7 protein-coding genes are annotated in these 11,083 nt (G+C 65.9%); 3 read left to right on the top strand and 4 right to left on the bottom strand.

Annotated elements, in window-relative coordinates; translation table 11 throughout:
- Positions 1-118: 118 nt before the first annotated feature.
- From ACQR03_RS20705 to ACQR03_RS20695, 3 genes are all read left to right on the top strand, one after another.
- Complete coding sequence (locus ACQR03_RS20705) at positions 119-2,992, top strand: NF038122 family metalloprotease (protein WP_434841817.1); 2,874 nt, start codon at positions 119-121, stop codon at positions 2,990-2,992.
- A 150-nt stretch (positions 2,993-3,142) separates the two neighbouring features.
- Positions 3,143-4,300, top strand: coding sequence for a glycosyltransferase family 4 protein (locus tag ACQR03_RS20700; protein ID WP_315768705.1), 1,158 nt, complete (start codon positions 3,143-3,145; stop codon positions 4,298-4,300).
- The gene (locus ACQR03_RS20695) at positions 4,297-5,298 is read left to right on the top strand and encodes a glycosyl transferase (protein ID WP_316201827.1); all 1,002 of its coding nucleotides are present in this window, start codon (positions 4,297-4,299) and stop codon (positions 5,296-5,298) included. The genes ACQR03_RS20700 and ACQR03_RS20695 overlap by 4 nt, the downstream gene beginning before the upstream one ends.
- Positions 5,299-5,302: 4 nt before the next feature.
- On the opposite strand, the gene ACQR03_RS20690 is transcribed toward ACQR03_RS20695, so the two are convergent.
- From ACQR03_RS20690 to rfaD, 4 genes are read right to left on the bottom strand one after another with little or no spacing between them, the layout of a single operon-like run.
- The gene (locus ACQR03_RS20690; protein WP_315825085.1) at positions 5,303-7,216 is read right to left on the bottom strand and encodes a polysaccharide biosynthesis protein; all 1,914 of its coding nucleotides are present in this window, start codon (positions 7,214-7,216) and stop codon (positions 5,303-5,305) included.
- Entirely contained in the window at positions 7,213-8,496 is a 1,284-nt protein-coding gene (locus ACQR03_RS20685; RefSeq protein ID WP_316201826.1) for an O-antigen ligase family protein, read from the bottom strand. Before ACQR03_RS20685 ends, ACQR03_RS20690 begins: the two co-directional genes overlap by 4 nt.
- Entirely contained in the window at positions 8,493-9,965 is a 1,473-nt protein-coding gene (gene rfaE1, locus ACQR03_RS20680) for a D-glycero-beta-D-manno-heptose-7-phosphate kinase (RefSeq protein ID WP_315753272.1), read from the bottom strand. Before rfaE1 ends, ACQR03_RS20685 begins: the two co-directional genes overlap by 4 nt.
- Before the next feature lie 38 nt (positions 9,966-10,003).
- Positions 10,004-10,984, bottom strand: a complete 981-nt coding sequence (gene rfaD, locus ACQR03_RS20675; RefSeq protein ID WP_315753274.1) for an ADP-glyceromanno-heptose 6-epimerase — start codon at positions 10,982-10,984, stop codon at positions 10,004-10,006.
- Positions 10,985-11,083: the final 99 nt, after the last annotated feature.

Raw genomic sequence — 11,083 nt, 5'->3', positions numbered from 1 at the left:
CCGTTAACCTCCGAGCAAGATCGATGCCCTGTAACTTGGGATGGTCGCGATTCGGCTCGGCAGCGCGTCGATACGGTCGAGCCATGCGCCGCTCATGCGATTAGCCGGAACTGAGGCAATGCCCGGAGTGTCCACCTTACAGTCGGTCACGACCTCACCTCCGTACGACGCGGGGGTCCCTCCGCCGTCGAATCCCGTGGAGCTGCCCGACGAGGCGGTCCAGGCCCAGCTCGCGCAGGGCGACTTCGGCGGGATCGGCGCGGTCACCGCGGTGAGCGCCGGCGGACTGACAATCAATCTGCTGTTCGACACGGCGGCGATGAATGCACCGGCGAGCTTTCGCGCCGGCATTCAGCAGGCCGCCGCGATCCTCACCTCGATGATCTCGGATCATATCACCGTCAACATCAAGATCGACTATAGCGGCGTCGGCGGCGGCGCGGCGGCCGGTCCTGACGGCGGCCAGTGGATGAGCTATTCGAGCGTCAGGTCCAACCTGATCAACTATGCCAGCCCAGGCGATACCACCTTCAATGCCCTGCCGGCGGGATCCAGCATCCAGGGACAGTCCTACGTCGCGGTGTGGAATTCGCAGCTGAAGCTGTGGGGCGGCCTCGGCGCCAACGATGCCACCACCGACGACGGCAGCGCGACGTTCGCCACCGATATCAATTCGAGCCTGCTGGTCGGCGTGGCCCTGCATGAGCTCACGCATGCGTTCGGCCGCGTCCCCTACGGTCCGCAGCCGGACATTTTCGACTTCTATCGTTTTTCGAGCCCAGGCGCGCGCCTGATGACCGGCGGCGCCACGGCGTCGACCGCGTATTTCTCCCTCGACGGCGGCTATACCAAGCTCGCCGATTACGGCCAGTCGTCCGACCCGAGCGATTTCCTGAACAGCGGCGTGCAGGGCGGCAACGATCCGTTCAACGAGTTCTACACCTACAGCACGCTGCAGACGCTGACGGCGGTGGATCTCAAGCAGCTCGATGCACTCGGGTTTCACCTGACCGGCTCGTCCGGCACGGTGATCCAGACGAACGGCGACACCAGCCTGACGTTGGTGGGAAACCGCTATTATCTCATCAGCAGGACGACCGGAACCGGCCCTGAAATGAAGTACGGGGGCACGCCCGTCACGGTCGGTGAATTCGGCAGCGTCGCGCCGGTAGGCGCCATCAAGACGGGCTCCGGATACAACATCGCTTGGCAGGTCGCAGGTACGAATCAGTTCACCTTCACGACCGCCGACAATAACGGGAACTACACGTCGAACATTTCCGGCATCGTCTCGGGAAATAGTTTGACTTCTGAACTCCAGGAAACAACCTTCGGGCAGGATTTCAACCACGACGGGTCCGTCGGAGTCACTGCGTCGCTTGTCCACGCCAACGGCGACACGAGTCTGCTCCAGATCGCCGACCAATATTTCATGTACGTCAACGGCTCGGGTCCATCGATCAAGATTGGCGGTGCCCCCGTCGTTGTTGGCCAGTTGGGAAATGCCGCCCCGATCGGCGCGATTCACACCTCGTCCGGCTACGACATCGTCTGGAAGGATTCGACCACCGGCCAGTTCACCTTCACTGCTGCTGACGGCAACGGCAACTACACGTCCAATCTCAGCGGATGGGTGTCCGGGAGTAGCGCGACGGCGATGTCCGAAGAAATCGTCTTCGGTCAGGATTTCAGCGGCGACGGCACGATCGGGCCGGTCGCTACGGTCATCCAGGTCGACGGATCGACCAGCCTGGTCCAGGTCGGCAACAACTACGGACTCTACACTGCCGGCTCTGGCCCGACGATCAAGATCGGCGGCGCGCCGGTGGTCGTCGGCCAGCTCGGCAACACGACCCCGATCGGCGCCATCCAGGTCGGGTCCGGTTACGATATTGCCTGGAAGGATGCGACGACCGGCGAGTTCACCTTCACTGCTGCCGACGGCAACGGCAACTACACATCCAACCTCAGCGGATGGGTGTCGGGAACGAGCGCGACGGCCAAAACATTCGAAACGACCTTTCACCAGGACTTCAATAGCGACGGTGTGATCGGCATATCCGCACCAATGGTCATTCAGACCGATGGATCGACCAGCTTGGTCCAGATCGACAACAATTATGGTCTCTACACCGGTGGGTCCGGCCCGACGATCAAGATCGGCGGCGCGCCGGTGGTCGTCGGCCAACTCGGCAACACGATTCCGATCGGCGCTATTCAGATCGGATCGGGCTACGACATTGCCTGGAAAGATCCGACCACCGGTCAATTCACCTTCACAACCGCAGATGGAGATGGTAATTACAAGGCGAACCTCAGCGGGTGGGTATCAGGGACAAGTACGACGGCTGAGAACCTCGAAACGTTATTCCATCAGGACTTCAACGGCGACGGCACGATCGGTGTTCCCTCCTCCAACAGCCCGCTGCTGGCAGCTCCACAATCGGCAACGCCTGCCGGCGGTCAGAACCTGACAGCGTCGGCGGATTTCAGCGGCAATCTCATCGGATTCGGTAGCACCGCCGCTCAGATCGATCTCAAGAGCATCGCATTCACATCGCTTCAGACGCATTTCGACGAGACGAGCGGAATGCTGTCGCTGAGCGACGGGCCCAACAGCGCGTCGCTGCACTTCGTCGGCCCATTGTCGCAGGACAGCTTTCACTTCGCAGCGGACGGCCAGGGCGGCACTCTGATCTCCGGGACCTCGATCTCCGGCGCGGCATCCTCATCGGTGTCGCTGCAGGGACACGACACCTTCGTGTTCGCCGAGCATTTCGGTCAGGTGAACATCGCCGACTTTGCGGTCGGCACCGACAAGATCGTGTTCAGCCAGAGCATCTTCGCGGACCCGTCCACGCTGCAGGCCGCCATCCATGACGACGCCGCGGGCAACGCCGTCATCACCGATCCGGCACTCGACACCATCACGATTCAGCACGTGTCGACGGCCGAGCTGCTGTCTCATCTGTCGAGCTTCCATCTGGTCTGAGACCGGCGGCATTCGAGGCGTCGTCTCCGCCATTCGGCGGGCGAAGGGTGCCCGGCGGGCGGTTTCCGCCCGCCGCAGGACAGATAACGGCTCGCGCGAGGGCCGCTCTTGCCCTATACGGCGCTTCGACCATCCTACACCGTGAGTTTGATGCCCCCGCCCCGCTCCGCTTCGCCGCGCCGCCTGCTCTACGTGGCCAACGAGGATTACGCCTTCCTGATGCATCGCCTGCCGATGGCGCGCGCGGCGCGCGAGGCCGGCTACGAGGTGCATGTCGCGACCAACGTCAATGCCGGCGCCGCCGCGATCGCCGCCGAGCGGTTCGTGCTGCATCCGATCCCGTTCCAACGCGGCGGGCTGTCGCCGTCATCAGCCCTGCCCACGATCCGCGCGATCCGCGCCGTCGAGGCTGCGATCAGCCCCGACGTGGTGCATCATTCCGGATTGCAGTCGAGCGTGCTCGGCTCGCTCGCCGCGCTTGGACGCACCACTCCGGTCGTCAACGCCATGACCGGCCTCGGCTATGTGTTCACATCGGCGAGCTGGCGCTCGCGTCTGCTCAAGCAGGGCCTGCTGTGGCTGCTGCCGCAGCTCATGAACCGGACACCGAGCTGCGTGCTGGTCCAGAATCCCGACGATCGCGAGGCGCTTCAAGCCATGGGCGTCCGGGGCGACAAGATCACGCTGATCCCGGGCTCGGGCGTCGATACCGACCGCTTCCAGCCGCTGCCAGAACCGGACGGGCCGATCACCTTCGGCTTCGCAGGACGGCTGCTGACCGACAAGGGCGTCCGCGCCCTGGTCGCTGCGCACCGCATGCTGCGCCAGCAGGGCCGCGACGACCAGTTGCTGATCGCCGGCTCGCCTGATCCGGCCAATCCTGCCTCAGTCTCGGCCGAGGAGGTCGAGGCCTGGCGGAAGGAACCCGGCATCACCCTGCTCGGCCAGATCAAGGACATCACCGAGCTCTGGCGCCGCTGCCACGTGGCCGTGCTGCCGTCGCATCGCGAAGGACTTCCGGTCAGCCTGCTGGAGGCCGCCGCCTGCGCCCGGCCGCTGATCTCCACCAATGCACCCGGCTGCCGCGAGATTGCGATCCACGACCAGACCGGACTCGCCGTGCCGGTCGAGGATGCGGCGGCGCTCGCGCAGGCGATGGCGCAGCTGGCGGCGTCGCCCGAGATGCGCGCACGTTATGGCGCGGCGGCCCGTCAACTGGTCGAGGACAAGCTCTCGGCCAGGATCATTGGCCGTTCGGTGGTGGCGCTCTATGATCGCCTCATCTCGGCCGCAGAGGTCCGCGGATGATCGCCGATCCCACCGCGGTCCTTGCCGCCATCGCCGTGCTCGCGGCCGCGATGTGCGCCATCCTGATCGTGCTGTTGCGTCCAGTGCTCCAACGCTACGCGCTGGCGCGGCCGAATGCGCGCTCGTCGCACAAGATCCCGACGCCGCAGGGGGCCGGCATTGCCGTGATCGGCGCCACGATCGTTGTCGGCGGCGCGTTCGCCTCCGTGGCCGGTTTCGCGCCGCTGCTGATGCTGTTCATCGCCGTGCCGATGCTGGCGCTGGTCGGCCTGATCGACGACATCAGGCCGATCCCGGTGCTGCCGCGCCTGGTCCTGCAGGGATTGGCCGTCGGCCTCGTCGTATTCACCGCGCCTGACGATCTCAGGCTGTTTCCGATCCCGCTGGCGGTCGAGCGCGCGCTGCTGCTGATCGCCGGCCTGTGGTTCGTCAACCTCGTCAACTTCATGGACGGGCTCGATTTGATGACCGTGGCCGAGGCGGTGCCGATCACGGCGGCGCTCGTCCTGTTTGGCCTCTCCGGTGAACTGCCCTGGCCGGCGACCACCATCACTGCGGCGCTGGGTGGCGCCATGCTCGGCTTTGCGCCCTTCAACCGTCCCGTCGCAAAGGTCTTTCTCGGTGATGTCGGCAGCCTGCCGATCGGGCTGCTGCTCGGCTGGGGCCTGCTCCATCTTGCCTGGCAGGGCGACGTCGCAGCGGCGCTGCTGCTGCCGCTGTATTATCTGATCGACGCCACTTTCACCCTGTTGCGGCGGATGGCGCAGCGCGAGCCATTCTGGGCGGCGCACCGCACGCATTTCTATCAACAGGCCACCGATAACGGCTTCACCGTCTCGCGCGTCGTCAGCGAGGTGTTCATCCTCAACGTCGTGCTTGCGACGCTCGCAGCCATCTCGGTCGCGCAGCGTTCCATGACGGCCGACGCCATCCTGCTCATCTTCGGTCTCGGCGCCGTCACCTGGGTGCTGAGCCGCTTCTCGCGGCGGCGCCATTGAAGACTCAGGCCGCGCTCGAGCCGAATTCCGGCACCGCATCCTTCAGCACCGACTTGATCGTCACTGGATCATTGCGCGCGATCGCCTGATCGAGCGCCGCGATCCAGGCCTTCAGCGTCGGCATCGGCGGCTCGTTCGGGTTGGCGGCCATGATGCCGGCGACACCGATCTCGACCGGCGGCTCCTCGCTCGCAAACAGGATTTCGTTGAGGCGCTCGCCGGGCCGGATGCCCGTGAACACGATCTCGACGTCGTAGCCCGGCTGCAGGCCGGACAGGCGAATCATGCGCTCGGCCAGTTCGACGATGCGGACCGGCTGGCCCATGTTCAGCACATAGACCGAGACGTCCGGGCGCTGCGGCGCCAGCGCATGCGAGGCCGCGGTGATCACGAGATCGCAGGCCTCGCGGATGGTCATGAAATAGCGCACCATGTCCGGGTGCGTCACCGTGACAGGACCGCCCGCCTCGATCTGGGCCTTGAACTTCGGCACCACCGAGCCGTTCGACGCCAAAACGTTGCCGAAGCGCACCGAGATCAGCCGCATCGGCGGCCGTCCCACCGGCCGGTCGGCGAGCTGGCGATCGAGCGCCTGGCAGTACATTTCGGCGAAGCGCTTGGTGAGGCCGAGCATCGACACCGGCTCGATCGCCTTGTCGGTCGAGATCATCACCATGGCCTCGGCCCCTGAGGCCACCGCGGCATCGGCCACGTTGATCGAGCCGAAGATGTTGGTCTTGACGCCCTCGCTCCAGTCGCGCTCGAGGATCGGCACATGCTTCAGGGCGGCGGCATGGAAGACCAGATCCGGCTTGAACTCGCCGATCAGCGCGAACACCCGGTCGCGATCGCGGATGTCGGCGATGCGCCCCTCGACGGCGACGGCAGCCTCGGGATCGGCCGCGAGCACCTCGGTGATCGCGTAGAGCGCCGGCTCGGAATTCTCCAGAATGAGCAGCCGCGCCGCGCCGAATGCCACGACGCGCTGGCAGATCTCGGCCCCGATCGAGCCGCCGCCGCCGGTGACGACCACCGCCTTGCCACGCACCAGCGCTTCGAGACGTCCGTAATCGATCTTCTCGCTCGGCCGCAGCAGGAGGTCCTCGACCGCGACCGGCGCGAGCCTCGGCGCATCGCCGCTCTCCAGCGACGGCAGGCGGCTCACGATCAGGCGCAACCGGCGCGCCCGCATCAGGAAGGTTTCAGGATGACAGTCCGGATCGAACGCCGTCGGCATCATCAGGGCGCGCGCGATCGGCCGGTCGCGGCGGGCGAAGTCGGCCGCGACATCCTCGACATCGTCGATGCCGCCCAGCACCGGCACGCCGCGGATCAACTGCCCCCGGTCGGCGGCCGATGGCGAGAGAATGCCGATCGGCCAGATCCGCTTGACCGCGCCGCTCTCGATGCCGCGCAGCACGACCTCGGCGTCGGCAGCACGGCCGATCAGGAGCGCGGGGGCAGCGTCCTCGGACCGCGCGTGCCGTCGCACCCGCGTGTAGCGGAAGTAGCGATAGGCGAAACGCAGCGCGCTCAACGCAAAGATCTCCAGGAACCAATAGAGAATGATCGTGAGCTTGCCGAAGAAGAAGGTGCCGCGGACGTTCGGCGCAACGATGATGTAGTCGAGAACCAGCAGCGCCAGCGTCAGCACGGTCGCGACGCGGACGATGTTCAGCGCGTCCGGCAGCGAGATGAACCGCCACTTCGTCGTCAGAAGGCTCGAGAAGTAGAAGACGACGAAGCTGAAGGCGATGAAGTACGGCAGGATCTGTAAGAGCAGCGGCACCCGCTCCCAGAAGGTGCTGGCGCCTTCGAAGCGGATATAGAACGCCGCGAACAGCGCGACGACGCTGACCAGGAGGTCATGCGCGGCAATCAGCATATTCCGGTAGGTCAGTTGAGACGGACGCGTCATGGTTCGAGCGTCCCCTGCCCAGCATCAGGCGGCGTCCGCGATCGCCACACCATTCCGCCGGCCACGCCGACGCCGATCACGTACATCCACCCCTCGTGGAAATCGAAGATGTGGGAATTGAACAGCGATGTGAAGATGTTCTGCACGACGACGAGCAGCCCGATCCAGGGCACCAGCCCGTCGCCGCGGAACAACAGAAGGTGCACGGCCCACATCGCGTAGAGAATCACGATCCCGAGCGCCCCCCATTGGACCGCCACGTAGAGTGTCTGATTGTGCGGATTGCTGACGACCTGGCTCGAGGAGAGGTCGCGCGACCCGCTCGCGGCCAGCTCGAACAGATGACGCGTCGAGCCCGAGCCGTGTCCGATCAGCGGCGCGTCGGCCAGGAACCGCAACGACTTGCGCCAGAACTCGAGCCGCTCGCCGATCGACGTCACCGCGCGATCGTTCCTGTAGTCCTGATATTGGCTCGTGAACGTCGCCACCTTGCCCTGCAATTGCGGGGACACAGTCCATGCCGCGAGGCCCAGCGCAAGGGCAACGGCCGCGATCAGCAGGTTGGCACGCCATTTCAAGTGGATCAGCCCGAACACCGCAAGCAGGATCGGGATCGTCACCAGCGCGGTACGCGAGACAACGATGAAGATCATGTTGGCGAGGAACGCGATCATGATCGCAGTGAGCAGGCCGGCCGGAAGGAAGCGGCGGGCGCGCAGCAACTGGGCGATCGGATAGGCCAGCGCCACGGCGCAGAGCGAGAACTCCTGGCCCTGGTCGATGTAGTTCTTCACGAAGATGCCGCGATCGGCATTGGCCTTGAGCGCGAGCGCAGGATTGAACGCGACCGCGGTCGACACCACGACCATCAGCACGCAGGAGGCGAGAAACGCGGTGAAGACCCACAGGCCGCGCTCCGACCGCTGGAAATGGTAGAGCAGCGCGGGCAGCACCAGAAGCTTGGCCGCAGGTCCCACCGCGTAGAACCGCGAGCCCCATGCCACGTCCGACCACAGCGTTCCCACCAGTGCCAGCAGGAACAGCGCGATCGGCGCCAGCGAGATCGGCCGCTTCAGGACCTGCAGCAGACGCTCGACATCGAGAAACGGCACCATCGTGATCAGCATGACGACGCCGAGGATCGACACCAGCGAGGTCGACCACGGCAGCGAGGCCGCCAGCAGAATCGCCACGACATCGACCGTCGTCCGCCACGCCGCCGGATCGCGCCAGCGGCGCGCCAGCAGCGCCGGGCCGGGATGACCTGCCAGCGCGCTCATCGCGCCTCGCTCCGGGCGCGATCGACCAGCGCGGTCGTGCTGTGCCCTTTCAGGATGTCGATCAGGATCACCTCGCCGCCGCCGGCCTCGACGACCTCATGCCCCACCACCTGCTCGCGCGTATAGTCGCCGCCCTTGACCAGGACGCTCGGCCGGACCAGCTCGATCAAGCGGAGCGGCGTGTCCTCGGCGAAGATGGCGACGAGGTCCACCGCCTCGAGCGCGGCCAGGACCTCGGCGCGCGCGCGCTCGTCCTGCACGGGCCGGCTTTCGCCCTTCAGCCGCTTGACGGAGGCATCGCTGTTCAGCCCGACCACGAGCCGGTCGCAGGCGGCGCGCGCCGCGGTCAGCACCTTGACGTGGCCGGGATGCAGAATGTCGAAGCAGCCATTGGTAAAGCCCACGCGCAGGCCCTCTCCCCGCCAGACCTCGACGCGGGCGGCGAGCTCGTCATCGCTCTCGATGATCTTCTCCTCAGCGGCACGATAGGCATGCGGCAGGATCTTTCGGCGCAGCTCGGCCGATGTCACGCTGGCGGTGCCGTGCTTGCTGACGGCCACCGCCGCCGCGGCGCTCGCCATCCGCAACGCATCCGCCCAGGCGGCGCCGGCCGCGAGCGTCGCGGCAAGCACGGCAACAACCGTGTCGCCGGCGCCGGAGACGTCGCGCACCTTCACGGGATAGGCCGGCACGTGAATCGGATCACCCTCGCGCGGGACCAACGTCATGCCGCGCTCGCTCTGCGTCACCAGGATCGCCTCGCAGTCCGCGAGATAGATCGCGTCCTGCGCGGCCGCGGCGATCTCCTGTTCGGTCTCGGCGCGGCTGCGGGTCGCTTCCGAAAACTCCTTGCGGTTCGGCGTCAGCACGCTCGCGCCGCGATAGATCGCGAGATTCGCGCTCTTGGGATCGACGATGACGCGCTTGCCGGCCTTGCGCGTCGCGTCGATCACGTTGCGCAACACGCGCGCCGTGAGCACGCCCTTGGCGTAGTCCGACAGCAGCACGATATCGGCCCGCGCGATCAGCGGCAGGATGGCCTCGATCAGCTTCTGCTCGATCTCGCCGGCCGCCGGTGCGGCGCGCTCCCAGTCGGCGCGGAGCATGTGGGTGGAGAAATGCTCGGAGACGAAGCGCACCTTGCGCGTCGTCGGCCGCGAAGGATCACGGACAAGCACGCTCTCGATGCCGCCCTCCTTGGCGAGCTCGGCCTCCAGCTGGTCGCCGACCGCATCCTGCCCGACGAGACCGACGAAGATGCAGCGGGCGCCGAGCGCGGCGATGTTGCGCGCGACGTTGCCGGCACCGCCGATATTGGTCTCGCTTCGCTGGACCGCGATGACCGGCGCCGGCGCCTCGGGGGAAATCCGCGACACCTCGCCATAGACGAACTCGTCCAGCATCAGGTCGCCGATGCACAGCACCGTCTGGCGGGCGATCGCTTGCGAGAGATCGTCAAAGTCGAACATCAGCGGCAGTCTCGGTGCAATGGTCGGAACCAGATCGTCTAGCGGAAGCGGTCGGCGGAATCGAGATAGTTCCGGATATAGCCAGCGACCGCATCCTCGAGCGACGTGAAGCCGCCGTTGTAGCCGGCCGCCAACAGCCGGTCGACCTTGCTCTGGGTGAAATACTGGTAGCTGCCGCGAATCGCTTCGGGCATGTCGATGTACTCGATCCGCGGCGTCGCACCGAGCGTAGCATAGGCCGCCAGCATCATGTCCTTGAAGCTGCGCGCCTGGCCCGTGCCGACGTTGAACAGGCCCGAGACGGAGGGAGAGGCCAACAGCCACAGCATCACGCGGACGACGTCGTCGACATGGATGAAGTCGCGGCGCTGGTCGCCGTCGGCGATGCCTTCGCGGTGCGACTTGAACAGTTGCAGGGTGTGTCCGGCCTTGATGTCGTCGAAGCGGCGGGTCAGCACGCTCATCATCGATCCCTTGTGGTACTCGTTGGGACCGAACACGTTGAAGAACTTCAACCCGGCATATTGCGGCGGCAGCCTCTCGCCGCGCTCGGCGCGCGCAGCCACCGCCATGTCGAACAGATGCTTGCTCCATCCATAGAGATTCATCGGCCGCAACGTCTTCAGCGCCGCCAGCGACGGCTCATCGACGAAGCCCTGCGCGCCGTCGCCATAGGTCGCCGCCGACGAGGCGTAGATGAACGGCGTGGTGTTGGCCGTACACCAGTCGAGCAGGCGCAAGGAACTGCGGAAGTTGCGCTCCATCACGAGATCGCCGTCGACCACCGTGGTCGCGGAGATCGCGCCCATGTGCAGGACGGCCTCGAGCCGGCGACCCTTCAGCCAGGCGTCCAGATCGGAAGGCGGCACGACGTCGGCCAGCTGCCGCTTGGCCAGGTTGCGCCACTTGCCCTCGCTGCCGAGCGTGTCACAGACCACGACATCGGTCCGGCCGGCGTCGTTCAGCGCCGCGACCAGATTCGATCCGATAAACCCGGCGCCGCCGGTCACCAGCAACATTCCGCAACCCGTCCTGATCCCGAAAACCCCGGCCCTCGCGTAGCGCATGCGGCGGCAAAGTGTAAGCGCTTTGGTGACGGCCCGCTCGGCCCACTTTAC

Source organism: Bradyrhizobium sp. HKCCYLS3070, assembly GCF_051167575.1.
Lineage (GTDB): Bacteria > Pseudomonadota > Alphaproteobacteria > Rhizobiales > Xanthobacteraceae > Bradyrhizobium.
The sequence above is the reverse complement of the archived record's forward strand: the minus strand, read 5'-3'. Positions and strand labels throughout refer to the sequence as shown.

Bases quoted from the DNA above. Each gene is read 5' to 3' on its own strand.
- ACQR03_RS20705 (WP_434841817.1), top strand. From the start codon at position 119: ATGCCCGGAGTGTCCACCTTACAGTCGGTCACGACCTCACCTCCGTAC.
- ACQR03_RS20700 (WP_315768705.1), top strand. From the start codon at position 3,143: ATGCCCCCGCCCCGCTCCGCTTCGCCGCGCCGCCTGCTCTACGTGGCC.
- ACQR03_RS20695 (WP_316201827.1), top strand. From the start codon at position 4,297: ATGATCGCCGATCCCACCGCGGTCCTTGCCGCCATCGCCGTGCTCGCG.
- ACQR03_RS20690 (WP_315825085.1), bottom strand. From the start codon at position 7,216: ATGACGCGTCCGTCTCAACTGACCTACCGGAATATGCTGATTGCCGCG.
- ACQR03_RS20685 (WP_316201826.1), bottom strand. From the start codon at position 8,496: ATGAGCGCGCTGGCAGGTCATCCCGGCCCGGCGCTGCTGGCGCGCCGC.
- rfaE1 (WP_315753272.1), bottom strand. From the start codon at position 9,965: ATGTTCGACTTTGACGATCTCTCGCAAGCGATCGCCCGCCAGACGGTG.
- rfaD (WP_315753274.1), bottom strand. From the start codon at position 10,984: ATGTTGCTGGTGACCGGCGGCGCCGGGTTTATCGGATCGAATCTGGTC.